This window comes from Candidatus Acididesulfobacter guangdongensis (genome assembly GCA_004195045.1).
GTDB lineage: Bacteria > SZUA-79 > SZUA-79 > Acidulodesulfobacterales > Acidulodesulfobacteraceae > Acididesulfobacter > Acididesulfobacter guangdongensis.
Genome location: SGBC01000001.1, coordinates 1 through 16,001, shown reverse-complemented (window position 1 = coordinate 16,001; position 16,001 = coordinate 1). Strand labels below are relative to the sequence as shown.

General features: G+C 33.0%; 21 protein-coding genes. 18 read left to right on the top strand and 3 right to left on the bottom strand.

Translation table 11 applies throughout. The features are described 5' to 3' along the window. The first annotated feature begins 6 nt into the window (after nt 1–6). The 16 genes from EVJ46_00105 (at nt 7) to EVJ46_00030 (ending at nt 12,877) form a co-directional block, all read left to right on the top strand. Nucleotides 7–909, top strand: a complete 903-nt coding sequence (locus EVJ46_00105) for a hypothetical protein (GenBank protein ID RZD16679.1) — start codon at nt 7–9, stop codon at nt 907–909. Further along, entirely contained in the window at nt 896–1,117 is a 222-nt protein-coding gene (locus EVJ46_00100) for a hypothetical protein (GenBank protein RZD16678.1), read from the top strand. The genes EVJ46_00105 and EVJ46_00100 overlap by 14 nt, the downstream gene beginning before the upstream one ends. Beyond that, on the top strand, nt 1,107–2,102 hold the full coding sequence (locus EVJ46_00095) for a TrbI/VirB10 family protein (protein ID RZD16677.1): 996 nt from the start codon (nt 1,107–1,109) through the stop codon (nt 2,100–2,102). Before EVJ46_00100 ends, EVJ46_00095 begins: the two co-directional genes overlap by 11 nt. Continuing rightward, entirely contained in the window at nt 2,099–2,533 is a 435-nt protein-coding gene (locus tag EVJ46_00090) for a DUF192 domain-containing protein (protein ID RZD16676.1), read from the top strand. Before EVJ46_00095 ends, EVJ46_00090 begins: the two co-directional genes overlap by 4 nt. 10 nt (nt 2,534–2,543) lie before the next feature. After that, nucleotides 2,544–2,786 (top strand): hypothetical protein, encoded by a 243-nt coding sequence (locus EVJ46_00085; protein ID RZD16675.1) that lies wholly within the window; start codon nt 2,544–2,546, stop codon nt 2,784–2,786. Next, nucleotides 2,783–2,983 (top strand): hypothetical protein, encoded by a 201-nt coding sequence (locus EVJ46_00080; GenBank protein RZD16674.1) that lies wholly within the window; start codon nt 2,783–2,785, stop codon nt 2,981–2,983. The genes EVJ46_00085 and EVJ46_00080 overlap by 4 nt, the downstream gene beginning before the upstream one ends. Then, a complete protein-coding gene (locus tag EVJ46_00075) occupies nt 2,984–5,719 on the top strand; it encodes a hypothetical protein (GenBank protein ID RZD16673.1) in 2,736 nt (911 codons plus the stop codon). It begins immediately after the preceding gene. 1 nt (nt 5,720) lies between these two features. Further along, a complete protein-coding gene (locus EVJ46_00070) occupies nt 5,721–6,173 on the top strand; it encodes a metal-dependent hydrolase (GenBank protein RZD16672.1) in 453 nt (150 codons plus the stop codon). A gap of 318 nt (nt 6,174–6,491) precedes the next feature. Next, on the top strand, nt 6,492–7,310 hold the full coding sequence (locus EVJ46_00065) for a hypothetical protein (protein ID RZD16671.1): 819 nt from the start codon (nt 6,492–6,494) through the stop codon (nt 7,308–7,310). Between the two features lie 2 nt (nt 7,311–7,312). Then, nucleotides 7,313–8,386, top strand: coding sequence for a hypothetical protein (locus EVJ46_00060; protein ID RZD16670.1), 1,074 nt, complete (start codon nt 7,313–7,315; stop codon nt 8,384–8,386). After that, nucleotides 8,322–8,915 carry a hypothetical protein gene (locus EVJ46_00055; protein ID RZD16669.1) on the top strand — a complete coding sequence of 198 codons (594 nt, stop codon included), beginning with the start codon at nt 8,322–8,324 and terminating at the stop codon, nt 8,913–8,915. Before EVJ46_00060 ends, EVJ46_00055 begins: the two co-directional genes overlap by 65 nt. Continuing rightward, nucleotides 8,884–9,780 (top strand): MoxR family ATPase, encoded by an 897-nt coding sequence (locus tag EVJ46_00050; GenBank protein RZD16668.1) that lies wholly within the window; start codon nt 8,884–8,886, stop codon nt 9,778–9,780. The genes EVJ46_00055 and EVJ46_00050 overlap by 32 nt, the downstream gene beginning before the upstream one ends. 93 nt (nt 9,781–9,873) lie before the next feature. After that, nucleotides 9,874–10,089: a DNA-binding protein gene (locus EVJ46_00045; protein ID RZD16667.1), complete on the top strand. Its 216-nt coding sequence runs from the start codon at nt 9,874–9,876 to the stop codon at nt 10,087–10,089. 2 nt (nt 10,090–10,091) lie between these two features. Beyond that, nucleotides 10,092–11,153 (top strand): site-specific integrase, encoded by a 1,062-nt coding sequence (locus EVJ46_00040; protein RZD16666.1) that lies wholly within the window; start codon nt 10,092–10,094, stop codon nt 11,151–11,153. Between the two features lie 228 nt (nt 11,154–11,381). After that, the gene (locus EVJ46_00035; protein ID RZD16665.1) at nt 11,382–12,425 is read left to right on the top strand and encodes a site-specific integrase; all 1,044 of its coding nucleotides are present in this window, start codon (nt 11,382–11,384) and stop codon (nt 12,423–12,425) included. Between the two features lie 248 nt (nt 12,426–12,673). Beyond that, nucleotides 12,674–12,877 carry a hypothetical protein gene (locus EVJ46_00030; GenBank protein RZD16664.1) on the top strand — a complete coding sequence of 68 codons (204 nt, stop codon included), beginning with the start codon at nt 12,674–12,676 and terminating at the stop codon, nt 12,875–12,877. Nucleotides 12,878–12,956: 79 nt separating this feature from the next. On the opposite strand, the gene EVJ46_00025 is transcribed toward EVJ46_00030, so the two are convergent. The 3 genes from EVJ46_00025 to EVJ46_00015 form a co-directional block, all read right to left on the bottom strand. Then, entirely contained in the window at nt 12,957–13,298 is a 342-nt protein-coding gene (locus tag EVJ46_00025) for a type II toxin-antitoxin system PemK/MazF family toxin (GenBank protein RZD16663.1), read from the bottom strand. Further along, entirely contained in the window at nt 13,285–13,476 is a 192-nt protein-coding gene (locus tag EVJ46_00020) for a DUF2281 domain-containing protein (protein ID RZD16662.1), read from the bottom strand. The genes EVJ46_00025 and EVJ46_00020 overlap by 14 nt, the downstream gene beginning before the upstream one ends. 202 nt (nt 13,477–13,678) lie before the next feature. After that, entirely contained in the window at nt 13,679–14,257 is a 579-nt protein-coding gene (locus EVJ46_00015) for a hypothetical protein (protein ID RZD16661.1), read from the bottom strand. Between the two features lie 133 nt (nt 14,258–14,390). On the opposite strand from EVJ46_00015, the gene EVJ46_00010 reads away from it, so the two are divergent. Next, a complete protein-coding gene (locus EVJ46_00010; protein ID RZD16660.1) occupies nt 14,391–15,158 on the top strand; it encodes a ParA family protein in 768 nt (255 codons plus the stop codon). Then, a partial coding sequence (locus EVJ46_00005; GenBank protein ID RZD16659.1) for a ParB/RepB/Spo0J family partition protein occupies nt 15,145–16,001 on the top strand: 857 nt, incomplete at its 3' end. The genes EVJ46_00010 and EVJ46_00005, both read left to right, overlap by 14 nt.

Here is a 16,001-nt window from a genome sequence, read left to right as displayed (position 1 = left end):
GATTGTATGAAAAAGGTTATTTTAACATTTTTAATAGCATTTTTTGCTTTAACTACGAATGCTTACGCCAAAAGTATTAAATATGTTTATTCAGGAAGAATCGGAAAAACATTTGCTTATCATAATTTAGTACATACGATTTATACCGCTCCGGGTTATCTTACTACAATAATACTACCTTCTAAAGCTTTAAAGGTATTTTTAGGAAATACCTCAAACTTTAGAGCGAGCGCATACGGTAAAGATATAGTGATAAAACCTATTACATATAAAATAGGAGCGGAAACAGACCTTGTAATATTGACAAAAAATTTAAAGTTTTCATACAGGATAATATCCGGAACGGCAAAAATGGCGGATTTTATAATTTTTGTAAAATCTCCGTGGTCAGGAACTTATGTAAAAAACGCTTTTGATAGAAAATTAAGAATAAAAGAAGCAAAATTGCAGAAGATATACCATGGTAAGTTTGAAAGACTGGCAAAATTAAAAGAAAAAATCACAGGCGATAAAAGATTTGTTTTAGGATTAATGCTAAAAATAAATAAAGTAAAAATAAATCAATCGCAAACCGCTTTAAACGGCAAGTTTAAAGTAAAAATAAATTTCATTTCAAGAGCAGACGGATACGATTATATAAGTTATAAAATTATAAATAATTCTTCCGAACCGTTTTTGTTTTTAAATGAAAATACAAGATATAGCGGACATATTTTGCCGATTTATAAGTCAAACCTCATAAATAAAACATTTAAGCCCTTAACTATTAAAACAGGACTTATAATTTTTAAAGCTAAAAAAGCTCAGCCGGTTAATTTAACTTTATTATTTAGCGAAAATAAAATTATTAAGAAATTTAGTTTTAATAGTTTAGGGGAAGGAGGAAACAATTCTAATGACAATTATTAAAAAAATCCTTCTTATGCTTTCAATTGCAGGCACAATGGCTATTATGGCAGGTTGTGCTTATAGCAATAGCAACATAAATAATCATAAATTAAATAAAACGGAACAATATAAACTTGGGATTAAAGCAGATAAATTAGAAGGCTTGCCTGTAATATCTTCGGCAGGAACATTAAATAAAAAAATACAGGGGGTAAAAAATGGGAAATAATAATATAGAGCAGACGCCGCCTGAAGAAACAGAAAAAAATATAAAAAATACTAAAAAACAAAAAACTTTAATAATCGTATTATTCGGGTTTGCGGTAGTAGTATTTGCAATTTATATTTTCAGCCAGCTTATGGGACTTGCTAAAAAAGGTGAATCTCAAGAAACGCCTATTATTAAAAAACAGGCGCAAACAAAGAAGGTAAATAAAAACTTAAAAAATTACCTTTTATCTTTCAGGCAGAAGATACAAAAAAGGAATATCGCAATCGCAAAGATAGAAGCAAAACATAAAATCAAGGAAATTAATAAACAGAAAGAAAAAATCAAATTAAAAAAAGCTAAATTAAATTCTAAAATGACGGTATTTATTTATAAGAAAAAATTGCCTAAACTTCTTAAAACGTCTTTAACGGAAAAAACTAAAAAAAATATAATATCGTATTTTAACGGAATACCGCCGGGAACTACGGCATACGCAGAACTTACAACGGCAGTCTTTTCTTATAATACGAAAGCTCCCGCCAAAGCAAAGCTTCTTCAAAGTATATATACGGAGAACCATAAACTTGTTATGCCTGCGGGAACAATATTTTTAGGAACGGTATCGACGATTCATTCACAGGATAGAGTTAATATCGCATTTTCGCAGGCAGTATATCCGAACGGCGAAACTTACAATATTAATGCACTTGCGCTATCAAATAACGGCAGCGCAGGCATAAAGGGACAGGTAAACTCGCCAGCGCTCGCAGACACATTAGAAGGAGTAGGGGAAGCGGTGTTAGGACTCGGAAGTTTATTCTTTGGAGGAAATAATTCTAATCCCTATTCGATGAATGACCAGCTAAAATATGCGGCAGGCTCGTCTTTAACCAATCAGGCGGCAAACAGTCTTGCAAATGCGCAGGCTAATAATAAAACTACTATAACCGTAAAAGCGGGAAAAACAATAAAATTAATATTTTTAAACGGATTTAATAGATGAAATATATAATTTTGATAATATTTTCTATAAGCATAAGCATAAACACTGCTTATGCTTATAGGGCAAGTAAAATAACAATATACGGACAAAAGACTTTTAGTGCTAATGTTTTAATAGCAAACAAGCCTAAAGAGTGGATTTTAGGCTTAATGTTTATCAGGCATTTAGATAAAAATACAGGGCTATTGATGATTATGCCGCCGGCAAAAGTGGCAATCTGGATGAAGAATATGCTAATGCCTATCGACTGTATTTATATTCTAAATAACAGAGTAGTTAATATTTATAAAAATCTACCTGTATGCGCAACTAAAAATTGCAAAAAATACTATTCCGATACCCTTGTAAACAGAGTTTTAGAAGTTAATGCGGGAATAGCGGAAGAATACGGTATTAAAAAAAACGATAAAGTTAAATTAAATTTAAATTAGGAGAACGGCAATGTCTAAATTCAATTTGAAAGACAAGCAAAAATCTAACGAGTATGTAAAATTGGACGGAAAATTTGAGGTTGAGCATGAAACGGAAAAAGGGATTTTAATTAAGAACAGCGAAACGGAAGAAGCGGAATGGTTTCCTATTAATCATGTTAAAAAAGCGGGAAGCGTTATTGAAATTGCCGAATGGCTATATAATAAATCCGATTTATTTAACGGAGAGGCGGAAGCAGAGGAGGAGCAATGAACTTTGAAGATTATATATTAGATATTTACAACAAAGAAATCTTATCGCATATAGAATGTGAAACTTTAAAAAAAATATATCAGAATCAAAATAAAGATTTAATAGCGGTAAAAAGATTTTTAAAAAATAATTTTTCCGATATTACATCTTCAAGACTTATAAATGAAATAGAAATTTATGAATTTAAAGGAGTATAAATGCCGCTTATTCAGGTAAATGTTGAAAGAAGTTTAGCTGTAAGACCTAAATTCTTAGGTCTTGAGATAACGGATTTATTTTTAGTGGGGGCGGTTTTCGGGATAGCCTTTTCAATATCTCAGAATACCTTTTTAAATTTAGCGATAGTGGCGGTTTGTTATGCGGGACTCAGAATATTTAAATTTAACAAACCGCCGAACTACACTTCTAATTTATTTTATTATTTAGGAAGCAATAAAGCTTATACGTTAGCTAATAAAGATTTAGATTATATAAAGATAACAGAGGGCAAACAAACAGTGAAAAAAGCTAAAGAACAGAAAGGGTTAAAAAGCTTCTACAATAAAATCAACATCTGGAGTATAGAGGACAATTGCATTGTAGGACTTAACGAAGATTATACGGCAGGTTTTAAAATTGCTGGGAAAAATATATTTTTAGTAGATGAAAATGAAGCTACCGACATTGTAGCGGGCGTCAGAAGCATGCTTAATAATCTAACCGAAAAATTAAAGGTTCAGATAATTTACGATGTAGACGACGGCAATGAAAAAATGATTAGACTATATGAAAATATGCAACCTGAAACAGAAATTGAAAAATTAATTTTTAATTCAAAATTAGAGGCTTTAAGAAATCAAAAAATAAGGAAGGTAAATATTTATTTTTTTATAACGCTGAAAAGAAACGGTTTTAAAAAAGATTTTATGGATATGTCCGTAAAATTTAACAACTATAAGAAAATAGCGGAAGAAGAAAGAGAAAATACTTTAACGGAATTAAATATAATATTAAACAGAACTAAAGAATATTTTGCGTCTATGAAAGCAGAGTATGAAAGATTGACCGATGAAGACCTGATAGACTATGTATATAGTCATTTAAATCCGGAAAGAAAAAATATTATAAACGCTCCGAAAAGATTTAATCCTGAATTAACCACAAGAGAACAAATTGCATTTTCGCCGGCAAAACCCTCATGGAGCTATTTTTTTATAGACGGTTATTATTGCGTAGCGGTAAATATGAAAGTGCCGCCTGAATCTGCAATGATAACGGATCTAAAAACTATAATGGAATTGCCTTTTACTTACAGTCTGCAAGTTGCAATCGACGTGCCTATTATGGAAAATGAGTTGAACAAATTAAAAAGGAAGGTAAAACAGAGCGATTTGATTTTAAAAACAAGTAACAATAATTATGAAGCGCAGAATAAATTTGACGAGCAAGACTCTTTATTGAAAGAAATGCAAAGCTCAACGCAAAAACTTTTCAATGTCAGCATATGCGTAATTATAAAAGATAAAATATACAGCAATTTAAGTTCAAAAATAGAGGCGGCAATACAGTCTTTCACAAAATTATCCAATGCGCAGGCAATAAAATTTGACAGCGATCACGAAAGATTGTTTTTAAGTTTTTTGCCCGGACACGGAAATTTAAATAAATTAACCTTTGTTTTTAAAACCGACGCTTTGGCTATGTGGCTTCCGATGTGGCAGAACTGGAAAGGGACGGATAATTTACAGACGCTGCTTAAAACCGACAATGATGATTTGATTAATTTCGATTTTGACGACAGAGATTTGAACGCAAAGCATAAAATAATAGCCGGAAGCACCCGCAAAGGAAAGTCTTTTTTAAGTATTTATTTGCTGACAAACTTCTTAATGAGTAATAGCGATAATGAACTTACGACAATAGATATCGGACCGGATTATAAATTTCTTACTGAAATTTTTGAAGGTTCTTATTTTCAGGTAAATTTAGAAACAGACAGTTTAAATTTATTTCCGGTTAAAAATGAAATTATCAAAGGCGATAATTATGATTCTGACACAATTCAATTTTTAGCGACGATTATTGAACTTCTTACAAGCGAAAAAGGGGAAGAATTAACTAAAAATGAATTAAATATAATTGAAAAGTGCATAATTTATGCTTACGACAATATAGACGATAACGATATGCCGATTTTATCAAATGTAGAAACGGAAATGTTTGAATATAAAGGGCGGGACAATGATGACGCAAAACAGGCAAGAATATTAGGAAAAGCTTTGCACTATTGGACAAGCGGAATGTATTCAAAAATATTAAATTCAAAAGGAGGACTTAATATTAATAATAGAATTGTAAGTTTTGATTTAAGTCTTTTAAAAGCGCACCCTAAACTTAGAGACGTGGTATTTTTTACGATTAATTTTATGGTCTTAAGAAAAATGCAGAATAAAAAGAAGGGGCGCTATCAAGTTGTCTTAGACGAATTTCACGAATTTGGACTTAATAAAATAGCGGCTAAGATGATAGCGGATTTATATAGAATGGGCGGAAAATATAATTTAGATATAACAACCATATCGCAAAGCCCTAAAGATTTTATAAAACACCCTGCGGCAGACGCAATAATGAATAATACTTTTATTAAGATTTTTCTTAATGTAGAAGACGGCATTGATGTGATAGAAAGATTTGGTATGAATGACAGGGAAACGGTAGTAATATCCGAGTTAAAATCAAGGCCCGGCTATTACTCGCAGGCTTTTATGAAATATGGCGGCAATTCTGTTATTTTAAAGATAGAACCTTCAAGCGTAGATTACTGGATATGCACTAACAACAAAAACGACAACCTTTTAAAAGAAGAGTTTAACAATGTTAATTCAAAAGCGGAGCTTTTATATAATTTAGCAAGAAAATATCCGAAAGGACATTTTACGCTGAGAGAGTTATAAAATGACAAGAATAACGCATATGCTCGGCGGAGCGGTAATAGGAGGGTTAGTTTGTAAATACGGAATAATAATAGGGGCAATTGCCGGAGGACTCCCCGACATAGACATAAAATTATTTGGAGAGGGCAAAGATTGGAATTGGCATTTATTTAAACATAGAGGAATTACACACACGCTTTTATTTGCATTTTGTTTAACGGTTATAAGCTATTTTATATTATCGCATTTTCATTACAGTAAAATATATGCGCTAATAATATTTTTAGCATTATTATCGCATATAGCTTTAGACACTTTAAATTTTCAGGAAGAAAAACCTTTTTATCCGGTAAAAACAGGAATTTATTTTAAGATTTTAAAAGTGGAAACATTACAGGAATATTTATTTATAACATTGCCGTTATTTTTAATTTTTATTGAAATTATAATAAGTAAATATATTTTGAAGAACTGACGGGCGTAAAAAAAATATTTAAGCAATTAAAATTAGAAGAATCATACCCTGCGTAGCTTTTAATATAAAAAGTTTTTCAACAGCCCCGTCCACAGATTAATCAACAGCAAAAAACCGCTATTGATAAATCTATGGACGCCTGATGAAAATCAAAAAGCCGATTTTCACAGGTAAAGGGCTATTGAAAAACTTACGGCGACGGGCTAAATCTTTTTTTCACCAAGCCCTAACCCCCAGCCCCCTTAGCAAAGGGGGAGAAAGGCAAAAGCAAATAATTTTAAAAAATAATTAAATTAAAAATAATTATGGAGGACAACGATGAAAAAATTAAGTATGATTATTTTATTAATCGCAGGAATGCTGATAATGCCGGTTAAAAAAGCTAATGCTCAATTAGCGGTTTTGTCAGTGCCTAATCCGCAGTCAATAGCTACTGATGTTGAAACAACGGCAACGGCAGCTAATACCGAAGTTCAGGCAATCAATACTAAAATTCAAACCGCATTGCAAGATGTAAGGAATGCGGACGCAGTTAAGGAGGCTATGGCGGCATATAATCAATTTCAAACTTATCAAAATTATTATTACACCGCCACGGGCTTTATTCAGAATTTGAAAAGTTTGGACGGAATGGACAGCTTTTTGCAAAATTATAAGCAGTTTATACCGAGTGTGCCGACAGGAACTCCGAACGCAAGTTTGGATAATAGTCTTGTAAATTATGTCAACGGTCTCGGCAATAGCGATTTAAATGCGGCTAATCCGTGGGACTCCGCTCTTGGAGTAAACTCGACGGCGCAGGACACGCAGCAGATAGAAGAATCCGCAATCAATAGCGAATCTTCAACGGCGGCTTTAGACTCAAAAGAAGCGCAGACGGCAACGACGGCGGGACATTTAATTTCACAGGAAGCAACAAAAGCAAACGGACTTGACGCAGAAAGATTAACGGCAAGCGCAAACGGAAAAATCATAGAACTTTTAAGCGAAATACTGCAAAATCAGGCGGTTCAGAATCAGGCTAATGCAGCGGAGACGGCAAGGCGGTTAAGAGATTCACAGAAAGCGACATATCAGCAAAAGACCGATATGGAAACTAATCAGTCATTGGCTACAAGTTTAGCGGCAGGGTGGTAATTATGAAAAAAATATTTGTTTTAATAATATTATTTATATCTATAACGGCGGGAGCGGGGACGGCTTTTGCAGATACAGGACAGACCAACATTATAACGAAGTATCCTAAAATAGGAACGGCTTCAACAATACCGGCTACATTCCAAACTTTAATGAATAGCAATATTGTCCCTTTAGAAAAAACAATAATACCTTTTGCATTTTTGATATTTTTGTTTGCTATGGCTATAAGGTTATATTTGAATGAAGAAGGCGGATATATGAAAGAAATCTTTTATATGATATTCATTATATCTTTGCTTGTTATGTATAATGTGGTCTGGAATTGGCTTGAAGCGGTAATTCATGGTATAGCCACGGCTATTATGCCGGCTAACGAGGTGAGCGAGTTCTTTAAGACTTTATTCAGCGAAACCTCTCCGAAAATAAGCATATGGGATTTAAATTTAAATCTCATACTTGGTGCTTTGGCTGCGGCTATTGCGGGATTAGCGGCATGGATAATCGAATGGCTCAGATTTTTACTGCTTGCCTTTATGTATTTAATAGGACCTATAGTAATATCTTTAAGCATAATACCGCCTCTAAGACCTCTTTTAAAGGCTTGGATAAGAGATACGATAGAAATAATGTCATGGCTTATTACTCTTGCTATTTTATATCAAATATTAAACACGTTAATAAGTACATACATAGATTTTCCTTCATTAACTAATACAGATCCGATTGTAATGGCTGCGATACTTGTTTTATTTATCGTTCTTGTTATACTTGCCCCTATGCTTACAGGAAAACTTTATAAAGGCGGAATGGGGGCTTTGGGTTCGATAGCGAGTGCGGCAACGACAATGGTAATAACCGGCGGAACGGCGGCGGCATTAGGAGCGGCAGGCATAACCGGCGGCGGTCTTATGGGAGGGATAGGCGCTAAAATGGCGAGAAGAGGAACCCTTCAGGCTACAAGAGATATAGCAAGTAAAAAAAAGGGAGCGGCAAGACACGCCGCCGAAAATGCAAATCAGCATAAATTTCACCCATACAGAAAAAAGAAAAACTCAAGCGATGAAGAAGAATAAACGTTCTGAAATGCGATTTAAGGCTCTAAATAATATTAAGATATATTTTGTTATTCAATTAATCTTAATAGGCTCTATTTTAATATTTACGGCAAGAGAATCAATAGCGGGCAATATATTTAAAACGGCTGGAACGCTTACGGGAACAAATTATAAAATATTAGTATCAATTGCATACGTAGAAAGCGGTTTAAATCCATACGCTTTAGATATAAACGGAAATGCGGTATATCCTAAATCAAAACAGGAAGCAATATATATCGCACGATATTATATTAAAAAAAATTATAGCGTAGATATCGGATTAATGCAGGTTAATTATAATTTTTGGGGTAAAAGACTAAATTTATCGATAGGAAATTTATTAACTTCTAAAATAAATATACTTGCTGGAGCATTTATTTTAAAACATTATCAAGCCAACGGGATTTGGCAGGGCGTGCAAAATTATCATAACGGCGACGGCTTTAGATATAAGGAAAAGGTAAAAAGAATATATGGAATACTTACAAAAAATTATAAACATTAAGAAAAATCTTAATGATTATTTTATTAAAAGGCAGGAAATTATTGACGGTATATTTTTAGCAATAGCAACAGGCAAACACGCATTGCTTTTGGGACCTCCGGGAGTTGCCAAAAGCCATGTTTTGCATTGCGTATGCGACCATATAGAAGGAATAAAATATTGGGAATACTTATTTACGCCTTCAACCACCGAAGAAGAAATAATGGGGCATTGGAGCATAAAAGAAAAGAGCCTGGACAGAATGCTTAGAAATATAGAATATCGTTTGCCGGAGGCGCATATTGCTTTCGGCGATGAGTTTTTTAAGGCGAAGGGAGAAACGCTGCAAAGTTTATTATTGGCAATGAGCGATAAGATTTATTACAATCCGGGAAGACTTAAAATTCCGTTAATAAGTTTTTTTGGAGCTTCAAACGAAAAACCCGGACAGGGGGATTCTTTAGAAGCTTTATACGATAGATTTTTATTGAGATATGAACTGAAAAGATTAAGGCTAAAAGAAGAAAGGCTAAGACTTTATAACATAGACGATTATTGCGCTAATGATTTAAAAGTAAGTTTAGATGATATTTTAACATTGCAAAATGATGTTAAAAAAATTCATTTAGAAAATAAAATAAAAGAATTATTTGCGGATTTGATTGAAAATTTAGAATTAAATAATATAGTGATAAGCGAAAGAAGGCAGATTTGGTGCTTGGGACTTTTAAAAGCCCAGGCTTTATTAAATGAAAGAACCGAAGTAATAGAAGAAGACATCGGAGCCTTATATCCGGCATTATGGACATATACGATAGAGCAAAGACCCGTTCAAATAGAGCTAAGAAAAATACTGAACAATAGAAATGCCGTAAACGCATTTTAAAGGCATAAAAGAAATAAAGACATATATTTATTAAAGATTAATAAGATAGACTTTAATAACGATTCAGGCGCTAAAAATAATAAGGACATAACAATGAAATTAGTCGGAATTGAAAAAATAGCGGAGATGTTAGATACAAGCCCTAAAACTATTTACGACTGGACATCTACGCGTAAAATTCCTCACTATAAATTAGGACGGCTCGTCAAGTTTGATGTTGACGCCGTAATGGTATGGCTTGAAACTTGCGAAGTTAAACCGTATAATAGGGGAACAGGCGGAAAGTCCCTTAAAGGAGGCGGTAAATAACCATGGGACTTTTCAAAAGAAAAAACAGCCCTTATTATTTTATGAAGTTTCAGCTTAACGGACAGCGTATTTACGAGTCGACAAAAACCAAAAATAAAAAGTTTGCCGAAGAGATTTTTTTAAACAGGCGTAATGAAATTATTAACGGCGTTATGCCTATAAGAGAAAAAGAAATTGAACGTTCTTATACTTTTGATGATTTGTCAGGAAAGTATATTGAATGGATGTCCGGCAGACAGAAAGGGGCTAAGGTAAAAGGCTATATTATCGGTATACTTGTAAAAAGAATCGGCAAACTTAAATTAAATCAAATTTCAATTAACGACATGGAGCAGCTCCAGAGCGATTATCTAAAAAACGATTATAAAATATCTTATATTAATAAGATATTAACGGTATTTAAAGCAATGTATAATAAAGCTTTAGATTGGGAAATGATAACCGAAGAAGATTTGAAGCGGGTCCGGAAAGCAAAGCAGCTTAAAGGCGAAAATAAGCGTTTAAGATATTTATCCGACGAAGAGGCGGAGCGCTTAATTGACAGCTGCGATAACTATTTAAAACCTATCGTTATAACGGCGTTAAATACCGGCATGAGAAAATCGGAAATTCTGCAGTTGACTTGGGATAGGGTTGATTTAAAGAACCGGATAATTTTGCTTGATATAACAAAGAACGGCGAAAGGCGGGAAATACCGATAAATAATACTTTATTTAAAACTCTTATAGATATTGTAAGACGGATAGACGTTCCTTATGTATTCTTTAATCAAAAAACCTTAAAGCCGTATGATAACCATAAACGGAGCTTTGCAACTGCATTAAGGAAGTCTCGTATAATAGACTTTCATTTTCACGATCTAAGGCATACATTCGCAAGTCAATTAGTAATGAAAGGTATTGATTTAACAACCGTTAAAGAGCTTTTAGGGCATAAAGATATAAAAATGACCCTAAGATATTCTCATTTATCGCAAGCTCATATTAAGAAAGCAGTTGAAATTTTAGACGACCGTTGCAAAATCGTTGCAGTAGATTATAAAGAAGAAATTGAAAAGCTTTGAATACTTGATTTCACTGGTAGGCACGGGCGGTCTCGAACCGCCGACCCCTACCGTGTCAAGGTAGATAAATCAATGGTATAAAAATCATTCTAAATCAACACTTTCAAGACTTTGCTGTTTTTCATTTCAAAATTTTTCTTGCCTTTTTAGTCCGTAAAGTGCTATATTTTACCGTATCATATTTTTATTTTGGACACAAAAACGACCACATTACTTTACGGCTAAAATATGGCAAATATTTACAAAAGAGGCGATATTTATTGGTATCAAATCCGTCTTGACGGACTCAGATACCGTGGCTCTACCAAAACCAACAACAAAAAACTCGCTCAGCAAATCGCAAATACAATTGAAGCCGACTTGGTCCGGAAAAAATTCAGCATGCCGGTTAAAAATAATTATACCTTTTTGACTGCATGGGAGCAATATTTTAATTCTTTAAATAATTCGAAAGGAACGGTCGAAGTTAAAGAGTGGATTTCTAAACATTTTATTCCCGCCTTTAAGGATAAAAACATCGGGGAAATTACGCAGTCCAATATTAAGGATTATCAGTTAAAAAGAAAAATAGAAATTATGGCCATGCCGAAAAATATCGGAAAAAGAGAATCTGAAATATCTTTTGCGTATTTAAACAAGGAAATTTTAATTCTTTCCAATTTTTTTAATTTCTGCATTGAAAAGGAACTCATCGAAAAGAATCCGGCAGGCGGCGTTAAAAAACTTAACGAGCTGTCCAGGTTAAAAACTTTATCCGATGAAGATATCTTAAAATTGATTAATGGAGCTTCCAATAAACTTACTAAAGACTTAATAACTTTCTTAATCCTTTCAGGCTGCCGGAAAGGGGAAGCCCTTAACCTCAAATGGGACGACGTGGATATGCAGAACGATGTAATAGCGATAAAAGGAACGAAGACCAAATACGACAGGTATATTCCTATAAGTAAGCCATTAAAAGCTCTTTTGAGTGGCATTGAAAAAAAACAGGACTGTTTATATGTATTTAATAAAAACGGGGCTAAATTAGGCGATTTTAAGAATTCTTTCCATACCGCTTGCAAAAATGCCGGATTTAAGGATATGCATATTCATGACTTAAGACACGTATTTGCAAGTAAAATGGTAATGGACGGGACGTCGCTTTATATTACAGGGGAACTTCTGGGACATAGAACGACGCAGATGACGAAAAGGTATTCGCATTTAGTTCCAAGCACTTTACGTAAGGCCGTTGACGACGTGTGGAATAAGAGCAGCAAAAAAGATTAATCGTTTTATACCTAAACGAAAAATCAAAGCCCTTAAAACGCAAATATGAAAGGATTTTTTATAAAAAATCAACTGTTTTTCTTGTATTAATGCTTATTTTAAAATCTTTTCGTATTTGCCTTTTTAAGCCTTTTAATTTGACTTTTAATATTTTAGTTGTATAATTAAATCAAGAGCCTCTATCAAGAGAATAGAGGCGGTAAATTAATTGCCTTTGAGGTAAAGGCGAAAGAAAAGGGAGAGAGAAAATGAGCTATTTACCTTTTATTATATTTGGTGTTGTATTAGGAATTATTAATTTACTTACAAGAAAATATCCTAAACTTGATAAGCTAAATAAAAGATTAAACGCACGGAATCATAATAATCATAATGATGATAATGATAATAAATATTTAAATTTAGATGATAAAGCAGCAGGAATGTATTTACAACACAATAACGATGATTAACTATTACTGACTTCCTTTTGGCGTTTAGGCGGAAATTTATATAAATTAATCATATTTTTTTATTCTATCCTATAATAGATTATAAGGATAGTAATTCTTTTAGCGTTTTATCTAACAAATCTAAATCGCCGGATGACAATGCCCCTAATTTTTTCAAAATCAGGGATTTATCTATCGAAGATATAGCGGACTTAATAACCGAAGGCTTTAGGAGTCCGGCAGAAGCGTAATCCTCGATAAGACACTCTCCGGTTCTAAGGGGATTTTGGGTATTGCTTGTAACAGCCATTATAATTATATCTAAATAACGGCTATTGTAAACATCGGAACTTATTACGACCGCGGGTCTTTTTTTAGAAAATGTTTGATCGCTAAAAGGAAAGGGGACGAGAATTATATCGCCCTTTTTATAAGGCGTCATATGCGGCATCCTCGGCGTTATCCCATATCTTTTCAAAAATTCTTTCGGAAAGAACCTGCGAAGAATGAATCGTATGTTCTTCTTTAACTTCTAAAAATTTTATAAAATCCAATATTTCAGGAAGAAGTTCTTCCGGCAATCTATCAATTTCATTAATTATTAAATCCTTGCCCGACATCGTAAACCTCTATGTAAAAATTAATAACTCAATATAATAAAATATAGCACTATACGGAAAGATAATCAAGTTGACAAAAAGTATTCTATTTAAAAAAAACTACTGAGGACATGTGGAGTATAAGACGATAAAATTAATGACAAAAAAACCGGACAAATTGAGGTTTGCCCGGGTATCTTCCATATTGGTGCGGTTAAAGAAATTATTTTTCGGATAGCAGAAAATTTAAAGTTAAATACCAAAAACTGCTATTATGATATCCTTTTATAGTTTGTAAATATTTGCCGTTTTTATAAATAACAAAACTCGGTGTAGCTCTTAATCCCAATTTATACGCTTGCCTTAAATCGTTATCTACTATCTTTTTAGAGTATCTCGTATTAACGCAAGTTTCCACAGGCTTTATGTTTATATATCTTTTTAATATTTTATATATATTTCCGGTTTGTTTCCATTCGTTTTGATATTTAAAAAGATAATACCTTACCGCCATATAATTATTTCCTGAGCAGTCGGCTATAACCGCCGCCTTATAAGCGAAAGCATGAATATTTACCAACGGGTAATCCCTAAAATCCCAATCTATATAGCCACTTTTAATATAGTTTTTATAAATATAAGGAAATACATTGAGTTCAAATTTTCTGCAATAGGGGCATTCATAATCGGAGTATTCTATAATTTTTATTTTAGCATCAGGGTCTCCTATATTATAAGCGAATGTATTTCTTACCGTAAAAAATAAGGCCAAAATAAAAATAAAAATCAATATTTTTTTCATAATGTTTTAATAAATACCATATTAAAATGACATTGTCAATAAATTTTGTATTGACAAAGATTTATTAAAGTGATATTTATTTAATAGTTCGCATTGCGGACTTTTAATCAACGTTAATTTAATAGGGGATTTTATGATTATTTCTATCGTAAATCAGAAAGGCGGCGTAGGTAAAACTACGACGGCTGTTAATCTTTCAAAATCTTTAACCTTGCCTCTGGCTTCAAAAAAAGTACTGCTCGTAGATTTAGACCCTCAGGCAAACGCTACGCTTCATTTAACCGAAAGAGTGGAACCGGAAAAATCAATATCAGCGGTTTTAATGGAAAAGGCGTTATTAAAAGATGTCGTAATCAACGTTGACGGCATTGATTTAGTGCCTTCGAATATTTCTTTATCGGGCGTAGAGCTTGAAATTTTTATGAAAATAGGCAGGGAATATATTTTAAAGGACGCTCTTAAGGACGTAAAAGACAAATACGATTATATTTTAATCGACTGCCCGCCTTCTTTAGGTTTAATATCACTTAACGCCCTTGCCGCTTCAGACCGGATAATAGTGCCTATACTTCTTGAAAAGTTTGCCGTGGACGGCCTTTCGGATTTTTTGAATACTTTTGACAGAGTGAAATCAAAAATCAATAATAATCTCGAAATAATGGGATACTTAGCCGTGGGCTATAATAAAAGACTTTCCGTATCTAAACAAATTTATGAATCTGTTTTAAAACCTCAGCTTGGAGATAAAATGTTTAAAACGGTTATTAGAACGGATACTAAATTAAAAGAAGCTCAAGCAATGTGTAAAACGGTTTATACTTACAAAAATAATTCTAAATGCGCGGCGGACTACATCGACCTTGCCAAAGAAATTACGGGAGGTAAATATGGCAAAATTTGAACTAAAAGATCCCTTGTCTTGGCTCGGAGGAAAAGCCGAAGAAAATAAAACCGATAAAACCGAAATAGAAACTGAAAAAGTCAAAATAATATATTCGCAGCCAAGAGAAAATATAGGCGGTAGAGAGTTTGACGAACTTATGAATTCTATTAAGACCCACGGATTATTAGAACCTATAGTAGTAAAAGAAGACGGTGGCGGCAACTATAATCTTATATGCGGCGAAAGAAGGCTTGCGGCGTTTAGACAGTTAGGCTTAAAAACTATCAAAGCCAATATAAGAAACGATATAAAGGAAGAAGATATTTTTATAATTCAGATTATAGAAAATCTGCAAAGAAAAGAATTAGAACCCATAGAGCTTGCAAAGGCATATAAAAAACTTTTAGACAAAAACAAAACTATAAGGGATATAGCAAGTCTTGTCGGTAAAAGCAAAAGTCATATAAGCGATATGATTTCCCTTTTAAGCGTAGAAAACGATTTGCAAGGCAAAATAACCAAAAAAAACGTAAGAAAGGCGATAGAAGTTTCGAGAATTGACGAAGCTAAAGTTAAAAAAGAGATAATAAAAGATTTTGATGAACTGCATATTAAAGATATTCAAAATAAGAAAAATTCTTCGTTGGATAATGATAATATCACCTATTTAATAAACCGGTTTAACGAAGAACATTCATCTAAAATGTCGGTTTTATTTTTAAAAAAAATGACCAGTATAACAGATAAAAAGAAAAAAATAATACTTGCGGGATGCTACGCCCAGCAAAAGATTAAACAAAATACAAATATAAAAAATAAAAGTAGAAATAAAGATAAGACTGGAAGTAATAGTATAATAAT

Excerpts from the sequence above, each read along its gene's own strand:
- EVJ46_00040 (RZD16666.1), top strand. The coding sequence starts at position 10,092 with ATGGGACTTTTCAAAAGAAAAAACAGCCCTTATTATTTTATGAAGTTT.
- EVJ46_00100 (RZD16678.1), top strand. The coding sequence starts at position 896 with ATGACAATTATTAAAAAAATCCTTCTTATGCTTTCAATTGCAGGCACA.
- EVJ46_00060 (RZD16670.1), top strand. The coding sequence starts at position 7,313 with ATGAAAAAAATATTTGTTTTAATAATATTATTTATATCTATAACGGCG.
- EVJ46_00095 (RZD16677.1), top strand. The coding sequence starts at position 1,107 with ATGGGAAATAATAATATAGAGCAGACGCCGCCTGAAGAAACAGAAAAA.
- EVJ46_00035 (RZD16665.1), top strand. The coding sequence starts at position 11,382 with ATGGCAAATATTTACAAAAGAGGCGATATTTATTGGTATCAAATCCGT.
- EVJ46_00090 (RZD16676.1), top strand. The coding sequence starts at position 2,099 with ATGAAATATATAATTTTGATAATATTTTCTATAAGCATAAGCATAAAC.
- EVJ46_00055 (RZD16669.1), top strand. The coding sequence starts at position 8,322 with ATGCAAATCAGCATAAATTTCACCCATACAGAAAAAAGAAAAACTCAA.
- EVJ46_00065 (RZD16671.1), top strand. The coding sequence starts at position 6,492 with ATGAAAAAATTAAGTATGATTATTTTATTAATCGCAGGAATGCTGATA.
- EVJ46_00075 (RZD16673.1), top strand. The coding sequence starts at position 2,984 with ATGCCGCTTATTCAGGTAAATGTTGAAAGAAGTTTAGCTGTAAGACCT.
- EVJ46_00105 (RZD16679.1), top strand. The coding sequence starts at position 7 with ATGAAAAAGGTTATTTTAACATTTTTAATAGCATTTTTTGCTTTAACT.
- EVJ46_00080 (RZD16674.1), top strand. The coding sequence starts at position 2,783 with ATGAACTTTGAAGATTATATATTAGATATTTACAACAAAGAAATCTTA.
- EVJ46_00020 (RZD16662.1), bottom strand. The coding sequence starts at position 13,476 with ATGTCGGGCAAGGATTTAATAATTAATGAAATTGATAGATTGCCGGAA.
- EVJ46_00050 (RZD16668.1), top strand. The coding sequence starts at position 8,884 with ATGGAATACTTACAAAAAATTATAAACATTAAGAAAAATCTTAATGAT.
- EVJ46_00085 (RZD16675.1), top strand. The coding sequence starts at position 2,544 with ATGTCTAAATTCAATTTGAAAGACAAGCAAAAATCTAACGAGTATGTA.
- EVJ46_00030 (RZD16664.1), top strand. The coding sequence starts at position 12,674 with ATGAGCTATTTACCTTTTATTATATTTGGTGTTGTATTAGGAATTATT.
- EVJ46_00010 (RZD16660.1), top strand. The coding sequence starts at position 14,391 with ATGATTATTTCTATCGTAAATCAGAAAGGCGGCGTAGGTAAAACTACG.
- EVJ46_00045 (RZD16667.1), top strand. The coding sequence starts at position 9,874 with ATGAAATTAGTCGGAATTGAAAAAATAGCGGAGATGTTAGATACAAGC.
- EVJ46_00070 (RZD16672.1), top strand. The coding sequence starts at position 5,721 with ATGACAAGAATAACGCATATGCTCGGCGGAGCGGTAATAGGAGGGTTA.
- EVJ46_00015 (RZD16661.1), bottom strand. The coding sequence starts at position 14,257 with ATGAAAAAAATATTGATTTTTATTTTTATTTTGGCCTTATTTTTTACG.
- EVJ46_00025 (RZD16663.1), bottom strand. The coding sequence starts at position 13,298 with ATGACGCCTTATAAAAAGGGCGATATAATTCTCGTCCCCTTTCCTTTT.